General features: G+C 61.0%; 19 protein-coding genes. 8 read left to right on the plus strand and 11 right to left on the minus strand.

The features are described from left to right. Positions 1-491: 491 nt before the first annotated feature. On the minus strand, positions 492-986 hold the full coding sequence (locus HBR94_RS23390; protein WP_057440074.1) for a hypothetical protein: 495 nt from the start codon (positions 984-986) through the stop codon (positions 492-494). A gap of 119 nt (positions 987-1,105) precedes the next feature. Between HBR94_RS23390 and HBR94_RS23395 the strand changes: the two genes are divergently transcribed. Then, positions 1,106-1,807: an aspartate/glutamate racemase family protein gene (locus tag HBR94_RS23395; protein WP_170045622.1), complete on the plus strand. Its 702-nt coding sequence runs from the start codon at positions 1,106-1,108 to the stop codon at positions 1,805-1,807. On the opposite strand, the gene HBR94_RS23400 is transcribed toward HBR94_RS23395, so the two are convergent. The 3 genes from HBR94_RS23400 to HBR94_RS23410 form a co-directional block, all read right to left on the minus strand. After that, entirely contained in the window at positions 1,795-2,307 is a 513-nt protein-coding gene (locus HBR94_RS23400; protein WP_115128132.1) for a GNAT family N-acetyltransferase, read from the minus strand. The two genes, HBR94_RS23395 and HBR94_RS23400, sit on opposite strands and share 13 nt — an antisense overlap. Before the next feature lie 60 nt (positions 2,308-2,367). Then, positions 2,368-3,516 (minus strand): glycerate kinase, encoded by a 1,149-nt coding sequence (locus tag HBR94_RS23405; protein ID WP_115128131.1) that lies wholly within the window; start codon positions 3,514-3,516, stop codon positions 2,368-2,370. Positions 3,517-3,628: 112 nt separating this feature from the next. Beyond that, entirely contained in the window at positions 3,629-4,729 is a 1,101-nt protein-coding gene (locus HBR94_RS23410; RefSeq protein ID WP_170045623.1) for a sugar diacid recognition domain-containing protein, read from the minus strand. Between the two features lie 170 nt (positions 4,730-4,899). Here HBR94_RS23410 and HBR94_RS23415 point away from each other — a divergent pair, with 170 nt between their 5' ends. Continuing rightward, entirely contained in the window at positions 4,900-6,210 is a 1,311-nt protein-coding gene (locus tag HBR94_RS23415) for an MFS transporter (RefSeq protein ID WP_032860575.1), read from the plus strand. Positions 6,211-6,323: 113 nt separating this feature from the next. On the opposite strand, the gene HBR94_RS23420 is transcribed toward HBR94_RS23415, so the two are convergent. Continuing rightward, positions 6,324-7,028 carry an SDR family oxidoreductase gene (locus tag HBR94_RS23420; RefSeq protein WP_169990260.1) on the minus strand — a complete coding sequence of 235 codons (705 nt, stop codon included), beginning with the start codon at positions 7,026-7,028 and terminating at the stop codon, positions 6,324-6,326. Positions 7,029-7,129: 101 nt separating this feature from the next. Between HBR94_RS23420 and HBR94_RS23425 the strand changes: the two genes are divergently transcribed. Both HBR94_RS23425 and HBR94_RS23430 read left to right on the plus strand, forming a co-directional pair. Continuing rightward, complete coding sequence (locus HBR94_RS23425; protein ID WP_120732901.1) at positions 7,130-8,032, plus strand: LysR family transcriptional regulator; 903 nt, start codon at positions 7,130-7,132, stop codon at positions 8,030-8,032. 128 nt (positions 8,033-8,160) lie between these two features. Beyond that, positions 8,161-9,171, plus strand: coding sequence for an aldo/keto reductase (locus tag HBR94_RS23430; RefSeq protein WP_169960835.1), 1,011 nt, complete (start codon positions 8,161-8,163; stop codon positions 9,169-9,171). Positions 9,172-9,204: 33 nt separating this feature from the next. On the opposite strand, the gene HBR94_RS23435 is transcribed toward HBR94_RS23430, so the two are convergent. Beyond that, positions 9,205-9,681, minus strand: a complete 477-nt coding sequence (locus HBR94_RS23435; RefSeq protein WP_170045624.1) for an Lrp/AsnC family transcriptional regulator — start codon at positions 9,679-9,681, stop codon at positions 9,205-9,207. A gap of 134 nt (positions 9,682-9,815) precedes the next feature. Here HBR94_RS23435 and rarD point away from each other — a divergent pair, with 134 nt between their 5' ends. Continuing rightward, the gene (rarD, locus tag HBR94_RS23440) at positions 9,816-10,697 is read left to right on the plus strand and encodes an EamA family transporter RarD (protein WP_057440120.1); all 882 of its coding nucleotides are present in this window, start codon (positions 9,816-9,818) and stop codon (positions 10,695-10,697) included. Positions 10,698-10,746: 49 nt separating this feature from the next. Here the strand turns inward: rarD and hppD are convergent, their stop codons facing one another. The 3 genes from hppD to HBR94_RS23455 all read right to left on the minus strand — a co-directional run bounded on the left by hppD (position 10,747) and on the right by HBR94_RS23455 (position 12,992). Next, entirely contained in the window at positions 10,747-11,823 is a 1,077-nt protein-coding gene (gene hppD / locus HBR94_RS23445) for a 4-hydroxyphenylpyruvate dioxygenase (RefSeq protein ID WP_057440066.1), read from the minus strand. 295 nt (positions 11,824-12,118) lie between these two features. Further along, positions 12,119-12,757, minus strand: a complete 639-nt coding sequence (locus tag HBR94_RS23450) for a fimbria/pilus periplasmic chaperone (RefSeq protein ID WP_346342851.1) — start codon at positions 12,755-12,757, stop codon at positions 12,119-12,121. Continuing rightward, complete coding sequence (locus HBR94_RS23455) at positions 12,723-12,992, minus strand: type 1 fimbrial protein (RefSeq protein ID WP_162947726.1); 270 nt, start codon at positions 12,990-12,992, stop codon at positions 12,723-12,725. The genes HBR94_RS23450 and HBR94_RS23455 overlap by 35 nt, the downstream gene beginning before the upstream one ends. Before the next feature lie 353 nt (positions 12,993-13,345). Here HBR94_RS23455 and HBR94_RS23460 point away from each other — a divergent pair, with 353 nt between their 5' ends. Next, the gene (locus HBR94_RS23460; RefSeq protein WP_115128123.1) at positions 13,346-14,887 is read left to right on the plus strand and encodes an EAL domain-containing protein; all 1,542 of its coding nucleotides are present in this window, start codon (positions 13,346-13,348) and stop codon (positions 14,885-14,887) included. 197 nt (positions 14,888-15,084) lie between these two features. Then, positions 15,085-15,450 carry a histone-like nucleoid-structuring protein, MvaT/MvaU family gene (locus HBR94_RS23465; protein ID WP_029294664.1) on the plus strand — a complete coding sequence of 122 codons (366 nt, stop codon included), beginning with the start codon at positions 15,085-15,087 and terminating at the stop codon, positions 15,448-15,450. Positions 15,451-15,653: 203 nt separating this feature from the next. Here HBR94_RS23465 and HBR94_RS23470 read toward each other — a convergent pair whose 3' ends face one another. Beyond that, positions 15,654-16,190: a DUF4946 domain-containing protein gene (locus tag HBR94_RS23470; RefSeq protein ID WP_120732894.1), complete on the minus strand. Its 537-nt coding sequence runs from the start codon at positions 16,188-16,190 to the stop codon at positions 15,654-15,656. A gap of 192 nt (positions 16,191-16,382) precedes the next feature. Between HBR94_RS23470 and gloA the strand changes: the two genes are divergently transcribed. Further along, positions 16,383-16,904 (plus strand): lactoylglutathione lyase, encoded by a 522-nt coding sequence (gene gloA, locus HBR94_RS23475; RefSeq protein WP_057440061.1) that lies wholly within the window; start codon positions 16,383-16,385, stop codon positions 16,902-16,904. A gap of 138 nt (positions 16,905-17,042) precedes the next feature. Here gloA and ahpF read toward each other — a convergent pair whose 3' ends face one another. Then, positions 17,043-18,596, minus strand: a complete 1,554-nt coding sequence (ahpF, locus tag HBR94_RS23480) for an alkyl hydroperoxide reductase subunit F (RefSeq protein WP_170045626.1) — start codon at positions 18,594-18,596, stop codon at positions 17,043-17,045. Positions 18,597-18,690: the final 94 nt, after the last annotated feature.

Raw genomic sequence — 18,690 nt, forward strand, 5'->3', positions numbered from 1 at the left:
CAAGCCAGCTCCCACAGGTATATGCGCACGCTTCGACGATCAGGTCGGCTGTCAGGCCGCCTCGCTTTGCTTTTGATCTGAGGCGCCCCGTTAAACCACGCTGGCCGTCATCCGATATTGATTTGGGGGGTAACCCGGCAGGACGCCGGGTTAGCCGCGCTGGGCCATGGATGGCCCATCGCGGCGGCCCCCCAAATCAATGTCGGATGACGGGCACACAGAGCCAAGGCGAGGTGCCGAGTGGTGGGGCAAGAGCCCTTTTGGTTACTTTTGGGGCTCTTTTCCAAAAGTGACCCGCCGTAAGGGCGGAACCAATAGCCGCCGTTACCGCAGCAACGGATATGTACACAAACCCAGAAAAGAGTGGTGTAGAGACTCACGCCGCGATGGCGGTATCTCAGGTTAGGAACACTTGCCTGACACACCGCTATCGCGGGCAAGCCCGCTCCCACACAAGCCCACAAAAGCCCGCTACCACATTTGCCCGGGGATCAGCCCCGTTCGCGCGGAATCAGGCTCTGCAACTGCAAGGCCAGAAAATTGGCATCAAAGGTGAACGTGTCCGGGTCTTTCAGGCCATTGGTTTTCTTCCACAGCCAATCATCATTCCCCGGCAACAACACCAGCGAAATACTGCCGTAGCGAGCAGCAGTCAGCCCCATGACCGACAACGAAATCAACCCACCCGCCCCCATCACATCCGGCACAAACTCCACCGGTTTGCCTGCAATATGAATGGTCAGTTTCTCGGTCTTGAAGGTCGACGTCTCCACCGGCACGCTTGGGCCAGACGCCACATAAGCCTCACGCTGCACCTCCAGCAAACCATCACGCTTGACCGGCGCCAACCACTGCTCGATCTCGCCGTACAGCTCAGTGATTTTCTGGGTCCAGCGGGCTGACTGCACCTCGAACTGCTGGCGCTTGTGCGCTTCGCTGTCGGCGTAGTGACGAAGCATCTCGCCCAATTGCTGTACATCGTCCATTGCGGTGTTCCTCGGGGACTGCAAACAACGATCATGGCAGATGCAGCAGCGCCGCGTATGACTAACGCTCACTGGTTGGGTAAGGTGTGGCTTTCGCCTATCCGCTTGAGGAGCTTTGCATGCGCACCATCGGCCTAATCGGCGGCATGAGCTGGGAGTCCAGCGCCGAGTATTACCGGATCATCAACCAGCAGGTACGCGACCGGTTGGGGCCGCTGCGCTCGGCACAAATCCTGCTGTACAGCGTCGACTTCGGTCCGGTGGAACAGGCCCAGCACGCCGGGCGCTGGGATGACGCTGCGCTGATCCTGCAAGACGCCGCGCGCCGCCTGCAAGCCGGTGGCGCCGACTGCATCGTGCTGTGTACCAACACCATGCATCTGCTGGCGCCACAGATCGAAGCCGCCGTATCGCTGCCGTTTCTGCATATTGCCGATGCGGCCGGCGCGGCGGCAGTCAAGGCCGATACCCTGACCGTCGGCCTGCTGGGTACCGCGTTTACCATGGAACAGGATTTTCTCAAGGCACGCCTGGCAACCCAGGGCTTGAACGTGCTGGTGCCCGACGCAGCAGAACGCCACGCCGTGCACCGGATCATTTATGAAGAGTTGTGCGTCGGGGTGATCAGCGAAGCCTCACGCCAGGTTTACCAGCAGGCCATTGCCAACCTCGCAGCCCGTGGTGCCCAGGCGATTATCCTGGGGTGTACCGAAATTGGCCTGCTGATCAAACCCGAGCACAGCCACCTGCCGTTGCTCGACACCACCGAGCTGCATGCACAGGCTGCGGTGGCGTTTGCCCTGAGGGATCAGGCGGTCTGACGCAGGCGGGCCATGCTCAGGGCGTCGACAAATACGCCGTCGCGCACAGCGTAATCGCGCAGCCGGCCTTCAGTCTCGAAACCGAATTTGCGGTACAACGCCTGGGCCGGCTCGTTGTCGACATACACCGTCAGTTCCACCCGGTGCAGGTTCATCCAGTTGTCGGCCACCTCCAGCGCCGCGCCCAGCAACTGGGTGCCCACGCCCTTGCCCTGCCAGGCCACGGCCACCCCCATGCCGATACTGCCGACATGGCTTTGCCGACTGCGCGCATATTGCTCCAAGGTGCAGTTACCAATGACCTCGCCCGCCTGCACCGCCACCAGCCTGAGCAGTCGCTCATTGGTATCGGCCAGGCGCTTGCGCCACACCTCCAGCGACTGGAATGGCATCTGCAGCACCTGACGGCACACGGCCGGGTCGTTGTAGAGCGCACGCATTCCTTCGAGATGGCTTTCGGCAAAGCGCTGGATCACGATCGTGGAATCAGGTGTAGGCATTGTGTTTCATCCTTTGAAAGACAAGTGGCCGAGCAGTGTAGGCGGCGACAGCAAGCGCTGTCATCCGCGGCTACGTTGCGCGCCCAAGCGCCACACCCGCGCAATATCCGCCGCCCGCTCACGCAGCAACCGCGGTGCTTCGCTACAGGCCTGCTCCAGGCTCATCGGCCCGCCAGGCAAAGCAAACGCGGCGTCGACGCCATGGGCGTACATCTGCTCGTAGCCCTCGCCCAGCGTGCCAGCGATCACGATCACCGGAACACCGTGCAGCTTGGCCACCCGCGCCACGCCAAACGGGGTTTTGCCGCGCAGGGTCTGGGCGTCGAAGCGGCCTTCGCCGGTGATCACCAGGTCGGCGCCGCGCACGGCGTGTTCCAGGCCCACCAGTTCGGCGACCACCTCCACACCCGGGCGAAACTGCGCGCCGAGGAAGGCCTTGGCGGCAAAGCCCAGACCACCGGCCGCGCCGCTGCCCGGCTCGTCGCGCACGTCTCGGGGCAGCACCTCGGCGCAGTGGTCGGCAAAATGTCCGAGGGCCTGGTCCAGTTGCTCGACTTGGTGTGGGTTGGCGCCTTTTTGCGGGCCGAAAATCGCTGAGGCACCGTGGGGGCCGCACAGGGGGTTGTTGACGTCGGCGGCGATGTCGAAACGCACCTGGGCCAGGCGCGGGTCCAACTGCTCAAGCTTGATCCGCGCCAGCTGCGCCAGGGCCAGGCCGCCGCGCGCAAGGGGTATGCCTTGGGCGTCGAGCAGTTGCACGCCCAGGGCCTGCATGGCTCCGGCGCCGCCGTCATTGGTGGCGCTGCCGCCAATCGCCAGGATGATCCGCTGTGCCCCGGCGTCCAGGGCGGCGCGGACCAGCTCACCCGTACCGAAGGTGCTGCTGGAGCAGGCATCACGCTGCCCCGGCGGGACCCGTTGCAGGCCGCTGGCTTCGGCCATTTCGATGATTGCCGTGGCACTTTCAGCCAACCAGCCCCAGTGCGCCTCAACGGTGCCGCCCAACGGGCCTTGCACGGTGCAACTGCGCAATTGCCCGTGGCAGGCCGCGAGCACCGACTCCACCGTGCCTTCACCACCGTCCGCCATCGGGCACTGGATCAGTTCGGCATCCGGCCAGACCTGGGCCAACCCTTGGGCAATGGCCTGGGCCACGCCTTCGGCACTCAGGCTGTCCTTGAATGAGTCGGGGGCGATGATGACTTTCATGGGCTTTCTCCGGTTTTTATGACGCCCATGCTGCCAGTTGGCACCGGCAATGACGCCTGTCCAATGCACAAGCGTGGCTGGGGTTTGTTGTTCATTTCTACAAAAGCGCCTCCTACAGGGTTTGCGGCAGCAGTTGCACCCCCAGGTACAGCGCGAGCATGCCATCCAAGGTCAGGGGATCGACACCGCTCAATTCGGCAATGCGCTCCATGCGGTAGCGCAGGCTGTTGCGGTGGATGCCCAGGGCGTCGGCGCACGCTTGGCTTTGCCCGTCGTGTTCGCACCAACTGCGCAGCGTCGCCTGCAGTTGGCCGTTGGCGTCCTTGGCCAGGACCTTGCGTAACGGGTTGAGCAGTTCATCGAGGGCGTCGTCGTTGCGATGGCGCCAGAGCATCACCGGCAATCGATAGCGGTTGAGGGTCAGCAGGCGTGACTGGGGCAGTACGTCGCGGCCATAGGCGAGCAAGTCCGCAACCCGCCGATAACAGCGGCGCAAGCCGGCCAACCCATCGGCCTGGCCACCCACGGCGACCCGCAGGATGCTCCAGCCCGAGGCCTCGAGTTTTTCCAGCAGGCGCGGGTTGTCCATCGGCACCGCCGCCGGGCGGCACCACAGCAACGAAAACTCTGCGGAGCTGACGCACCAACTGTCCGGGTATCGGGAGGCCAGCCAGGCTGCCAGGGCTTCGGCGGTCTGCCCCGGGCCCAGTTCAAACAGATAGGGGGTGCGCGGCAACTGCGGCTTGAGCCCCAGTTGCTGGGCCTCATCCACCAGGCGCGGCGATTCGCCGCTGTCGGCCAGCAGCAACGCCAGCAGATCATCACAACGTTGGCGTCGCCATTGCTGCTCCGCCTCTTGATGGCGCTGGCTGACCAGCATCTCGGCGGTCATGCGCACCAGTTCGGCATAGGTGCGCAGCAACTGCGGTTCACCACTGATGCCCAGCACGCCGATCAGGCGCCGATCATGCAGCAGCGGCAGGTTGATCCCCGGCGCGACACCCTTGAGGTGCTTGGCGGTCTGGCTGTCGATTTCCACCACGCGACCGTTGGCCAGGACCAACTGCGCGCCTTCATGGCGGGTGTTGATGCGCTCCGGTTCGCCGCTGCCGAGGATCAGGCCCTGGCTGTCCATGACGTTGACGTTATAGGGCAAAATGGCCATCGTGCGATTGACGATATCCTGCGCCAAGTCATGATCGAGTTCGAACATGGGGCTAAATTCCTTGAAAGCGCTGCATTACGCGATTGTTCAAAGGCACAGCGCAATGGATGGATCGCTGTGCGGGGGCACAAAGACATGGCACCGTCCCGTGACCGAGACTCTTGGGGCGATCAACGTTACCCGCGCATCGCGAAAAATCATAATAAAGAGAGAACGCCATGTCACAGAGCGCCGCCGCTACCCTGGCCAACGATGACGACAAAAACGCCGTCTACAAGCGCATCACCCTGCGCTTGATCCCCTTCATTTTCATCTGCTACCTGTTCAACTACCTGGACCGCGTCAACGTCGGCTTCGCCAAGTTGCAGATGCTCGACGCCTTGAAGTTCAGCGAGACCGTGTACGGCCTCGGGGCCGGGATCTTCTTTATCGGCTACGTGCTGTGCGGCGTACCGAGCAACCTGGCGTTGACCAAGTTCGGTCCACGGCGCTGGATTGCGCTGATGATGATCACCTGGGGCACCCTGTCCACCTGCCTGCTGTTTGTGACCACGCCGACGCACTTCTACACCTTGCGCCTGTTTACCGGTGCCGCTGAAGCGGGCTTTTTCCCGGGCGTAGTGCTGTACCTCTCGCAGTGGTTCCCAACCTTCCGCCGTGGGCGGATCATGGCCCTGTTCATGTCGGCAATCCCGGTGTCCGGCCTGCTCGGCAGCCCATTCTCCGGCTGGATCCTCAACCACTTCGCGGCGGGCCAGGGTGGCCTCGCGGGCTGGCAGTGGATGTTCCTGCTGCAAGGTGTGCCAACGGTCATCCTCGGCGCCCTCGCCTACTTCCTGCTCAGCGACAGCTTCGCCAACGCCAAATGGCTGACCGCCCATGAGCGCGCAGTGCTCGAGGCCGACCAGGCCACCGACCTGGCCAACAAGCCCAAGACCACCACTGATTCGCTGCTGGAAGTATTCAAGAACCCGGCGATCTGGGCGTTCGGCCTGATCTACTTCTGCATCCAGAGCGGCGTGTACGCCATCAACTTCTGGCTGCCGTCGATCATCAAGAACATGGGCTTTAGCGATAACCTGGTGATCGGCTGGCTGAGTGCGATCCCTTATCTGCTGGCGGCGGTGTTCATGTTGCTGGTGGGCCGCTCCGCCGACCTGCGCAAAGAGCGCCGCTGGCACCTGGTGGTGCCGATGCTGATGGGCGCTGTGGGCCTGATCATCGCGGTGAACTTCGCCACCACCCCAGCCATTGCGATCCTTGGCCTGACCATCGCCACCATGGGCGCCCTCACCGGCCTGCCGATGTTTTGGCCGGTGCCCACCGCCATGCTCAGCGCCGGCGCGGCCGCGGGCGGCCTGGCCTTGATCAACTCCATGGGCCAGATGGCGGGCTTCTTGAGCCCGTATGTGGTGGGGTTTGTGAAAGACGCCACCGGGTCCACCGACCTGGCGCTGTACCTGCTGGCGGCCGTGATCGTCGCGGGTAGTGTGCTGGCGTTGCGCATGACCCGGACCCTGAAGGCCTGACACGGCACAAAAAAGTGGGAGCGGGCTTGCCCGCGATAGCGGTGGATCAGTCCTATATATTGACTGACACGCCGCCATCGCGGGCAAGCCCGCTCCCACATTGGGTTCGGTGTTTACAGCAAACCGCCGCCGTCGATGTCGATCACGCTGCCGGTCATAAAGCCATTTTCCATGGCCATCAAATAACCCGCCGCCACCTCCTCCGCCTGCCCCACACGCCCTACCGGCAACGCCCCACCCGCCTTGGCGAACATGCCCTGACGCTGTTCCTCAGGCATCCCCGCGTATGCCGGCGTGTCGATCACCCCAGGGCTGACCACGTTGACCCGCCGTGGCGCCAGTTCCTTGGCCAACTGCTTGCCCAACGCTTCGGTCGCGGCATTGATGCCGACCTTGATAAATTGCCCCGGCACCAGCTTGCGTCCCAGTTGCCCCGAGGTGAGGACGATGCTGCCGCGCTCGTCGAGAAATGGCAGCGCCTGCTGGATTGCGCGCAAGGCGCCCCAGAGCTTCACATTGAAGTTGTCCTGGGCCAGTTGCAGGTCGGTGTCCTGCAGGTGTTTGGCCTGGACCGCAGGGCCCGAGGTGAACACCAGGTGATCAAAACGCCCCACCGCTTCGAACAGGCGCTGCAGGGCGGCGCTGTCGGTGACGTCCACCGGCTCGCTGCGCACGCCGTTGTCGACCGTCGACGACAGGCGTCGCCCGGCCAGTACCACGTGCGCGCCACGGGATGCCGCCTGTCGGGCGACTTCGGCACCAATGCCGCTGCTACCGCCAATCACCACCACGGTTTGGCCCTTGAGGGGAGATGTCATGGGAACTGCCTCGTCCTGAAAAAATGAGCGTTCATCTTCCCAGCTTGGCAATCATGGAAAAATCCCGGTAAAACGACAGGATCTTTAAAGGATTTTTACAAATGAGCTCAATCCTTGACCTGGAAGTGTTTGTGCGCACCGCCGACAGTGGCAGCCTCTCGGCGGCCGCCCGCAGCCTTAGCCTGACCCCGGCCGCCGCCAGCATTGCCCTCAAACGCTTGGAGACCCGCCTGGGCATGCGCCTGCTGGCCCGCTCCACCCGCAGCATGCGCCTCACCGAAGAAGGCCGGCGCTACCTGGACAGCGTGCGGGTGGCCCTGGAAGCCCTGGCGGAAGGCGAACAGGCGATCAAGCAACACGGCCAGAGCCTCAGCGGCTTGCTGCAACTGTCCGCGCCCTCGGATTTCGGACGCAATGTACTGCTCGGTTGGCTGGACCAGTTCAAGCGCGAACACCCGAATATCCGCCTGCAATTGCTGCTTAACGACAGCAACGCCGACCTGTTCCGCGAAACCGTGGACATCGCCCTGCGCTTTGGCGTGCCAAGGGATTCCAGCCTGGTGGCGCTGCCGGTGGTCGCCGATCACCGCCGTATCGCCTGCGCCAGCCCGGCGTACCTGGCACGCCACGGCACACCCCAGGTACCGGCCGAGCTGACGCAGCACAGCACCCTGCGCTACATGCGCCAGGGCCGGGCCAACAGCACCTGGTATTTTCGCCAGGGCACGTTGCTGGAAGAGGTCGAAGTGGGCGGCGACTACCTCAGTGATGACGGGGAAATCGTGCGGCGCTGGGCCCTGGCCGGCCACGGTATTGCCTACAAGGCCAACCTGGATGTAGCCGGCGATATCAAGGCCGGGCGCCTGGTGCCGTTGTTCGGCGAATGGCAAGGCGAGCCCACGCCCTTCAACCTGATGTGCCCCCATCGCCTGCAAGTGTCGGAGCGGGTCAAAGTCCTGCATCGCTTCTTGCAGGCGCGCGCTGGCGAACTGCTCGCCGAATAAGCGCAACACAGCGCAAAAACGCTGTGGCCAACGCGGTTGTAGGCACCGAGCCAGCGACGTCGGGCTTGTTCTAGAGCCTTGCTCTCTGGTATTGCATAGCAACTGTCTGCGCTTTTGAGGAGTCCTCCATGATTTACCGCACACTGGGCCAGTCCGGGCTCAAGGTCAGCGCCTTGACCCTGGGCACCATGATGTTTGGCGAACAGACCAACACCGAAGATTCGCTGCGTATCATCGACAAGGCCTGGGATCAGGGCATCAACTTTATCGACAGCGCCGACGTCTACACCGGCGGGCGTTCGGAAGAAATCGTCGGTGAAGCCATCAGCCGCCATCGCGCCGATTGGGTCGTCGCCTCCAAAGTCGGCTTCGGCCCGCCGGATGGCCTGCCCAACCGCAGCGGCCTGAACCGCAAGCGCATTTTCAACGCGCTGGAAGCCAGCCTCACCCGGCTCGACACCGACTACCTGGACATCTACTACCTGCACCGCGAAGACCACGACACCCCACTGGACGTCACGATTTCGGCGATCGGCGACCTGATCCGCCAGGGCAAGGTCCGTTACTGGGGGCTGTCCAACTACCGCGGCTGGCGCATCGCCGAAGTGGTGCGCGTGGCCGAACGCCTGGGGGTCGACCGGCCGATCATCAGCCAGCCGCTGTACAACATCGTCAACCGCCAGGCCGAGGTGGAGCAGATCACCGCGGCGGCGGCCTATGGCCTGGGCGTGGTGCCCTACAGCCCGCTGGCACGCGGGGTGCTCAGTGGCAAGTACGCGCCGGATATCAGCCCCGAAGCCGGCAGCCGCGCTGCGCGCCAGGACAAACGCATCCTGGAAACCGAATGGCGCGTGGAATCGCTGCGCATTGCCCAGCAGATCCAGCAATACACCCAAGGCCGTGGCGTGGGGATTGTCGAGTTTGCGATTGCCTGGGTTTTGAACAACCAGGCCGTCAGCTCGGCGATTGTCGGGCCGCGCACCGAGGCACAGTGGGATGCCTATACCGGGGCGCTCGATGTGAAGATCAGTGCCGAGGATGAGGCGTTTATTGACTCACTGGTGACGCCGGGGCATGCGTCGACACCGGGGTTCAATGATGTGGGGCACTTTGTTTCCGGGCGCATCCACCGCCCCTGAGCCCCTGTGGGAGCTGGCTTGCCTGCTCCCACATCAGCCCAGCGGCACATCCAGGCTGACCTTGACCCGGTCCATCACCACAATGCTGCGAAACCATTTGATATTGCGGTTCTCGTAGAACAGCGTGCGGGCCAGGGTTTCGTAGGCCTTCATAGTCTCCACCACGATCACCAGCATAAAGTCCGCATCGCCGGTGACGTAATAGCACTGCTGCACCTCGGGGATCGACATCTGCACCTTGAGCACATCGAGGTCCTCGATGTGGGTGCGTTCGGCGTGCACCTCCACCAGGATCGTGATCGGCTTGCCCACTGCATCCTGATTGACCACCGCCGTATTCGCGCTGATCGCCCCGCTCTGCTCCATGCGCTTGATGCGCCGCTGCACGGCGGCGGTCGACAGGTTGACCTGTTCGCCAATCACACGCAGCGCGGTGGTGTTGTCGCGTTGCAGGTGCTTGAGAATCGCGCGGTCGAAATCATCCAGAGGCAGCTGGGGGCTGACGGGCATGCTGGCGAACCTTGGAGGTGAGAAAATTTCCCATAAGATGCCGTAAAACAGAGCAAACGTCTCACCTCAAAAGCAATATATTCCCACCTGAAATTCCCCCCCTCTTTTGTTTGAATCGGTTTGGCGAGGACTGCGTGTCTAAAGGCGTTGTTTTATCGGTAGCGGCCTCGGTGTTGTTTGCCGTGATGTATTACTTCACATCACTGCTTGCGCCCTTGAGTGGCCTGGAAATTTTCGGCTGGCGCATGCTGCTGACCGTGCCGTGCATGACGGTATTTATGGTGGTCAGCGGCGAGTGGCGTCAGGTGTGGCAATTGCTGCGATTGCTTGCGGGCAAGCCACGGCTGATCGGTGGGATTGTGCTGTCGTCGGTGCTGCTGGGGGTGCAACTGTGGCTGTTTATGTGGGCGCCGCTCAATGGCCGCAGCCTAGATGTGTCCCTGGGCTACTTCCTGCTACCGCTGACCATGGTCCTGACCGGGCGCCTGGTGTATGGCGAAAAACTCTCGCGACTGCAGCTGATCGCAGTGGTGTTTGCGGCGATTGGCGTGCTTAACGAGTTGTACCAGGTGGGTGGTTTTTCCTGGGCGACGCTGCTGGTGATCATCGGTTACCCGATCTACTTCGTGCTGCGCAAACGCCTGGGCACCGATCAGTTGGGCGGCCTGTGGCTGGATATGGCGCTGATGCTGCCGGTGGCCTTGTGGTTTGTCCAAAGTGGCGAACAGGGCTTCGCCGTGCTGGATGCACACAAAGGGCTGTATGGATTGATCCCGATGCTCGGGCTGATCAGTGCATCGGCGCTGGTGTGCTACATCATCGCCAGCCGCCTGTTGGCGTTCAGCCTGTTCGGCCTGCTCAGCTATGTGGAACCGGTGCTGTTGCTGGGGGTGGCGTTGCTGCTGGGGGAAAGCATCGGGCCGGGTGAATGGCTGACCTATATCCCGATCTGGCTGGCGGTAATGGTGCTGGTGTTCGAAGGGTTCAAGCATCTGGTGCGTCAGCGCCGGGCTTGAACGGGAAAGGTGTAGGAGCCGGCAAGCCGGCTCCTACAGGGGGCTAGGATCAGTCGGTGGTCAACACACCACGACGAACCTGGTCACGCTCGATCGACTCGAACAGGGCCTTGAAGTTGCCTTCGCCGAAACCGTCATCACCCTTGCGCTGGATGAATTCGAAGAACACCGGGCCCATCAGGGTTTCCGAGAAGATCTGCAACAGCAGGCGCTTGTCGCCGGCCACGGACGAACCGTCCAGCAAGATACCCCGCGACTGCAACTGCTCCACCGGTTCGCCGTGGTTTGGCAGGCGGCCTTCGAGCATCTCGTAGTAGGTGTCCGGCGGCGCGGTCATGAAGCGCATGCCGATCTTCTTCAACGCGTCCCAGGTCTTGATCAGGTCGTCGGTGAGGAACGCCACGTGCTGGATGCCCTCGCCGTTGAACTGCATCAGGAACTCTTCGATCTGGCCGGCGCCTTTGGACGACTCTTCGTTCAACGGGATGCGGATCATGCCATCCGGGGCGCTCATGGCCTTGGAGGTCAGGCCGGTGTATTCGCCCTTGATGTCGAAGTAGCGCGCTTCGCGGAAGTTGAACAGCTTCTCGTAGAAGTTGGCCCAGTAGACCATGCGCCCGCGATAGACGTTGTGGGTCAGGTGGTCGATGACCTTCAGGCCGGCGCCCACTGGGTTGCGGTCCACGCCTTCGATAAACACGAAGTCGATATCGTAGATCGAGTTGCCTTCACCGAAACGGTCGATCAGGTACAGCGGCGAGCCGCCGATGCCCTTGATGGCCGGCAGGTTCAGTTCCATCGGGCCGGTTTCGATATGGATCGGCTGGGCACCCAGCTCCAGGGCACGGGTATAGGCCTGTTGCGAATCCTTGACGCGGAACGCCATGCCACACACCGACGGACCGTGCTCGGCGGCAAAGTACGAAGCGATGCTGTGGGGTTCGTTGTTGAGGATCAGGTTGATCGCGCCCTGGCGGTACAGGTGCACGTTTTTCGAGCGGTGGGTTGCCACCTTGGTGAAGCCCATGATCTCGAAGATCGGCTCCAGGGTGCCCGGGGTCGGCGATGCGAATTCGATAAATTCAAAGCCCATCAGGCCCATTGGGTTTTCGTATAGATCTGCCATGATTTGGCGCCTCATCATCTTTTTTAGAATTAAGTAAATTAATTGCCAGCAAGGATGAGGTGAGCAGGTGGCGCACAGGAAATGCCCCGCACGCTGCGGGCGAGGAAGTCACCGTAGATGAGTTGGAACCCGAGTAGCTTCATGGTTGAGTCATTCTCTTACGGGCGTCTCTGACGGACGAGGCCTGCATGGAAACAGGCGCTTATTCTTGTATGCGTAAACCGATTCTACACAGCGTAAACAGCTTTGTCCGTATTCCTTATCAAATCCCTATGCCCAGGCGGGCGCAAGGGGTTTATTGCCCAGATAGATGCCCGGCAGGATCAACGGGCGCGGGTTGCATCAGGGGTGGCAGGGCAAGATCCAGGCTGGCGTGGGGGGCAACCATGCCCTGCTGATCGCTGGGGACCACCTGCCCGCCCACGACCAACGCGACGTCATGGAACGTCACACGGAAAGGCGACGGGTTGAAGACACGCAGGACCGCCGGTTTGCCGGTGTGCAGCGTCCAGATCAGTTGCCCCGGCGCATCCTGGGGGCTACCCGACAAGCCCTGGGGCCGGAAAAACACCTTGGTGCGAATGCGAAAGGCGAAACGCAACTGGTTCTGGCGCTCTGCAGCCGCGAATGCTTCCGGCTGGCGGGTCGCGGGCGGCACCTCCAGCACGTTGAGCCAGAACAGCGATTCCCTGTCCCTGGGCAGCGGTTCCTGGGTATACGCCAGGCGTATGGCCTGGCTCTTGCCCGGATCCAGGCGAAACACCGGCGGGCTGAGGGTGAACGGCACCTCACTGTGCTCGGCAGTCAGCCGTGCATCACCGCCATCCAGCCACACCTGCACCAGGCGCGCGGCATGTGCGTCATCGTTGCTCACCTGCACGGTGATTTCCCTGCGCGGCTCAGGGTAAATCTGCCGGGTGCCACTGATGATCACCCCGGCCTGTGCCTGCCCGAAGACCAGGCACAGGCAGAGCGCTGGCTTGCACTTTGTCCAGGACCACCGGAAAGTTCGCACCGGAGCCCGCGACACCACCGGTCCCGCCACTGATCGTGCAGGTGGTGCCGGTGATTTCTCCGGTCAGGGTGATGGTGCCATCGGCGGCAGTGGCCAACGGTACGGCAAGCCCGCAAGCAAGCAGCAAGGCAATCGCCAGGACATGGTTTTTCATACACGTGTTCCTAAGGGTTAAGGCGAGCCCCGGTCAGACGACGCGCAGGCACAAGCCCGCCCGCCGAGTTCGAGCTCAATGCAGCAAAACTGTTGGTTCTTGAATGGCAGCCTCTTCACGAGACTGAAGTTTTTTCTGGCATGCACTGATCCAAGCAACAACGCAATAGACCAAACAATTTTTTCTCGTCAAAATATGTTGCAAAGTTTGGCAAGATTAAAAAACACGCACAACTAGCCAAGTCGTTAGGTCTACGCTTTGCTAATGCCATAGACCAACTATCATTGTTACTTCAGACGTACTGCCTGTAGCCGCTACCAGGCCCTTCCCTCACTTTGCTACAGGCTGCGTAAATGCCACTTACCCTCAAAGGTCCGCGCAAGCGCGCCGCCCGCTCCTTGATCACGGTCCTGTGCGGCCTGCTGCCGATTCTGCTGGGAGTGGCCATCCTGCACCTGCAGGCCAAACGCACCCTGGAGCACAGCACGTCGCAGACGGCGACCGAGGCCGTGCGCCAATTCGACCTGATGCTCGACAACACCGCCCGTGCCGCCCAGGAACTGCTGCCGCTGGCGGGCAAGGCCTGTGACAACGCGGTGCAACTGGCGCTGCGCGAGCAAGTCACACGGCGCCCCTTTGTACGCGCAACCACCTTGTCGTGGAAAAAGTCCATTTATTGCACCTCGCTGTTTGGTGACACCCACGTGTCTGCGGTCAATCCTGACGACTACGTCGAGGGTCGCCTGTGGCTGATGAATGGCAACCCGGTCACCCCCGATACCGCCCTGTTGGTGTACCGGCTGGTGGAGGGCGACCAGGCTGCGTTTGCTTCGATTGACGGTTACCACCTGACCAATGCCCTGCGCCTGATCAGCCGCTACGCAGACCTGGTGTTGCAGGTCGGCCCCAATTGGTTGGGCAGCGACGGAAAAGTCAAAAACAGTGCGCCGCCGGAGTTTCCCGTGGCCCACCAGCACCTCGCCTCCCAGCGCTACGCGTACAGCGTGGAAGCCGGCATGCCCGAAGGGGAAGTCTGGCGGTATATGGAAGCCCGCTACCCGGCGCTGTTCAGCCTGCTGGTGTTTTTCGGCGTGCTGGCCGGCGTGCTGGCGCACTGGGTGCAAAAACGCTCCTCCGCCCCCACCCACGAACTGCAGCGGGCGTTGGGCGCCAATGAGTTCGTGCCGTATTACCAACCGGTGGTTCGTGGCGATAACCTTCAATGGGCCGGCTGTGAAGTCCTGATGCGCTGGCAGCACCCCAAGGAAGGCCTGGTGCGCCCCGACCTGTTTATCCCTCTGGCCGAGCACTCCGGGCTGATCGTGCCCATGACCCGCGCCTTGATGCGCCAGGTCGCCACACAACTGGCGCCCCATGCCGATCGCCTGGGCAGCAATTTCCATGTGGGGATCAATATCACCGCCCGGCATTGCCAGGACCTGGTGCTGGTGCAGGACTGCCGGGAGTTCCTCGCCGCCTTCAAGCCGGGCCAGGTACTGTTGACGCTGGAGTTGACCGAGCGCGAACTGATCGAACCCACCGAGGTCACCCGCCAGCTGTTCCAGGCCCTGCACGAACTGGGCGTGATGATCGCCATTGATGACTTCGGCACCGGCCACTCCAGCTTGGGTTATTTGCGTAACTTCAATGTTGACTACTTGAAGATTGATCAAAGCTTTGTGGCCATGATCGGAGCCGATGCGTTATCGCGGCATATACTCGACAGCATCATTGAGTTATCCGGCAAGCTTGATTTGGGCATCGTCGCCGAAGGCGTGGAAACCCAAGAGCAATGTGACTATCTGGCCGCGCAAGGTGTGGACTTCTTGCAGGGCTACCTGTTTGGTCGCCCGGAGCCTTTTGACGCATTCATTAAATCTTTGCGGCGCGATTGAATATCCATCTAGCATCAGATGAAAAATTGTTATTTATACAAAAGACGTGATTTACTCGTGGCGCATTAACTACTACAATTTTTCCTGCCTGCGCCGAATCGGCAGGAGAACCACTTTTACCGAGTCATGCTGAGGCTCTTGGCTTATAGCTTTGTTTGCAGTGGGTATCAGCCAAATACACTATTGGAGTAAATATTTTGTCCAGACTCGCCGAATTTCGTGCCGCAGAAAAAGCCCTTCAAGAACAGCTCGCCCAGCTGGAATCCCTGAAGAACGACGCTGGCCTGAAGAAAGAAATCGAATTTGAAGAAAAGCTTCAAGGGCTGATGAAAACCTACGGCAAGAGCCTGCGCGACATCATCTCCATCCTTGATCCAAACCCAGGCAAGTCGGGGATCCAAGTGGCAGCCGCCCCCAAAACTCGCCGCGCACGCGTGGTCAAGGTGTATCACAACCCGCACACGGGTGAACTGATTGAAACCAAGGGCGGCAACCACCGCGGCTTGAAAGCCTGGAAAGAACAGTATGGCGCTGCCACTGTAGATTCCTGGCTGCGCGGCTAATACAGGCGCACTAATAAAAAGCCCCGCTGATGCGGGGCTTTTTTTGTTTTTGCGCCTCGATTTCAAACGCTGCCGCGTGCGAAAGTGAACTTTGAAATACACTCCACTTCGAAGACATTCGCCGAACAGCCGCTGTACACCGCAGTCCTGTAGTTATGGATTTTTCTGTCAATGTGCCATGTCAGGCATCTAGCCATCGCCGATCAAAGTTTCAGGCTTGCACGTACCGAGCTGACTTCTTCCTTGCTCGACTCATAGGCAGCGGCTTGCCCGGCATATGAAAAAACATAGGCCTTATTCGTATCGACAGCACCCACCAGTGTTTGCGAGAGCACGTGCCGACCGTTCTCGGTAATCACGCAGGTAGTTTCCAGCGCCTCAAGATGACTTAAGGTGCTTGAGTGAATCTTGTTGCAGACACTTTGATAACCACTGCGGGCAAAGTCCTTCTGGATGGACTTGCGCATCTCCAGCAACACCCCTTGCAGATTGACCACATGCCCAGGCTCGATCGGCGTACCCGTCAACTCCATGACCATCAGCGTCTCGCCGTTCTCATCGTTCTTGATCGCGCGCTGGCGCGACACCGGTGACGGCGTAGCTGGCGCATCGGCATCCGCCACCACCTCCTCCACCTGCCAGCCGCTGGGCCAATGAATCTCGGGGTCTGCCGCCAGTGCAACGGTGCTACCCAAGACAAGCCACAAGGCGGCCAACAATGGTTTGTTCAATCGGCTCATTGCAAAAAACACTCGAAGTTCAAGCCGCAAAGTTTGAGCCCGCCGAGGGGATGGCCGCAAGGCCCGGGTGCGTTTTTCATTTGGCGCGGCCGGTGCAGCTTGCGTATCATGATCCGGCTACACGGATCTGCCGCACGCCAAGGGACCGCTCAAATCACGAGCTGCGTCTGCCCCATTTTTTCTGGAGGGCCCATGAGCCTGCACGAATTGAACACCTTCCCGGGCGTCACCGCCCAACCCGACACCGCCACTTCGAACTTCGTGTTCAACCACACCATGCTGCGGGTCAAGGACATCACTAAGTCCCTGGACTTCTATACCCGCGTCCTGGGCTTTTCCCTGGTTGAAAAACGCGACTTCCCGGAAGCCGAATTCAGCCTGTACTTCCTCGCCCTGGTCGACAAGGCGCAGATTCCGGCCGATGCCGCCGCGCGCACCCAGTGGATGAAGTCGATCCCGGGCATCCTGGAACTGACCCACAACCACGGCACCGAAAACGATGCCGACTTCGCCTACCACAATGGCAACACCGACCCGCGCGGTTTTGGCCATATCTGCATTTCGGTGCCGGATATCGTCGCGGCCTGCGAGCGCTTTGAAGCCCTGGGCTGTGATTTCCAGAAGCGCCTGACCGATGGGCGGATGAAAAGCCTGGCGTTTATCAAGGATCCGGATGCGTACTGGGTTGAGATCATTCAGCCAGCGCCGCTGTAAACCGGTTTGTTGCCCCTGTAGGAGCGTATCACCGTGGTGTAACGGTCACGCCGAGTCGCCTGCCTCGCAGGCCAGCTCCCACAAAAGCAACACCCACAAAAAACCCATGATCACTCATGGGTTTTTTAGTATCGGGCCTTACGCTCGGATCAGGTAATCAAAAGCACTCAGGGAAGCCTTGGCGCCCTCGCCCACCGCAATCACGATCTGTTTGTAGGGCACGGTGGTGACGTCACCGGCGGCAAACACGCCGGGCAGTGAGGTCTCGCCACGGGCATCGACAATGATCTCGCCACGGGGCGACAGCTCCACGGTGCCCTTGAGCCAATCGGTGTTAGGCAACAGGCCGATCTGTACAAAGATACCTTCCAGGTCGACGGTCTTGAACTCGCCGGTATCGCGGTCTTTGTACGCCAGGCCAGTAACCTTCTGGCCATCACCTTTGACTTCACTGGTCAGCGCACTGGTGATCACGTCAACGTTCGCCAGGCTGTAGAGCTTGCGCTGCAATACGGCGTCGGCGCGCAACTTGCTGTCGAACTCCAGCAAGGTCACGTGGCTGACAATACCGGCCAGGTCGATGGCTGCTTCAACGCCGGAGTTACCGCCACCGATCACCGCCACGCGCTTGCCCTTGAACAGCGGACCATCGCAGTGCGGGCAGAAGCACACACCCTTGGCCTTGTATTCCTGCTCGCCCGGCACCCCCATTTCGCGCCAGCGGGCACCGGTGGCCAGGATCACCGTCTTGGACTTGAGGGTCGCACCGCTTTCAAAGCGAATTTCATGCAACTCACCGGGATTTTTCGCCGGGATCAGGCTGCTGGCGCGCTGCAGGCTCATGATGTCCACGTCGTACTGACGCACGTGGGCTTCCAGGGCGCTGGCGAGTTTCGGGCCTTCGGTTTCCTGCACCGAGATAAAGTTCTCGATGGACATGGTGTCCAGTACTTGCCCACCAAAACGTTCGGCGGCCACACCGGTACGAATACCTTTACGCGCGGCGTAGATCGCGGCGGCAGAACCGGCCGGGCCACCACCGACGACCAGCACATCGAACGCGTCCTTGGCGCTGATTTTCTCGGCGGCCTTTTCGATACCGCTGGTGTCGAGCTTGGCGAGGATTTCTTCCAGCCCCATGCGGCCCTGGCCGAAGTTCACGCCGTTGAGGTAGACGCTGGGCACCGCCATGACCTGGCGCTCGTCGACTTCCGCCTGGAACAGTGCGCCATCAATGGCCACGTGGCGGATATTGGGGTTGAGCACGGCCATCAGGTTCAGCGCCTGGACCACGTCCGGGCAGTTCTGGCAGGACAGCGAGAAGTAAGTCTCGAAGTTGAACTCACCTTTAAGGCTGCGAATCTGTTCAATCACTTCGACACTGGCCTTCGACGGGTGGCCACCGACTTGCAGCAGGGCCAGCACCAACGAAGTGAATTCATGACCCATGGGGATGCCGGCAAAACGCAGGCTGATATCGGCACCCGGGCGGTTGATGGAGAACGACGGCTTGCGCCCATCATTGCCATCGGTTTTCAGGGTAATCAGCGTGGTGAGGCTGGTTACGTCCTGCAAAAGAGCAAGCATTTCCTGGGATTTCGCACCGTCGTCGAGGGAGGCAACGATCTCGATCGGCTGGGTGACCCGCTCCAGGTATGACTTCAACTGAGCTTTAAGATTGGCGTCCAACATACGGGCGATTTCCTATTTCAAATCAATTCGGTAAAAAAAACGCCCGAGCGAATCTCGCCCGGGCGTTTTTGAGGGCGGTGCGGCTTACTTAAGG

Origin of the sequence: Pseudomonas sp. WS 5412 (assembly GCF_012985615.1) — a bacterium.
Lineage (GTDB): Bacteria > Pseudomonadota > Gammaproteobacteria > Pseudomonadales > Pseudomonadaceae > Aquipseudomonas > Aquipseudomonas shahriarae.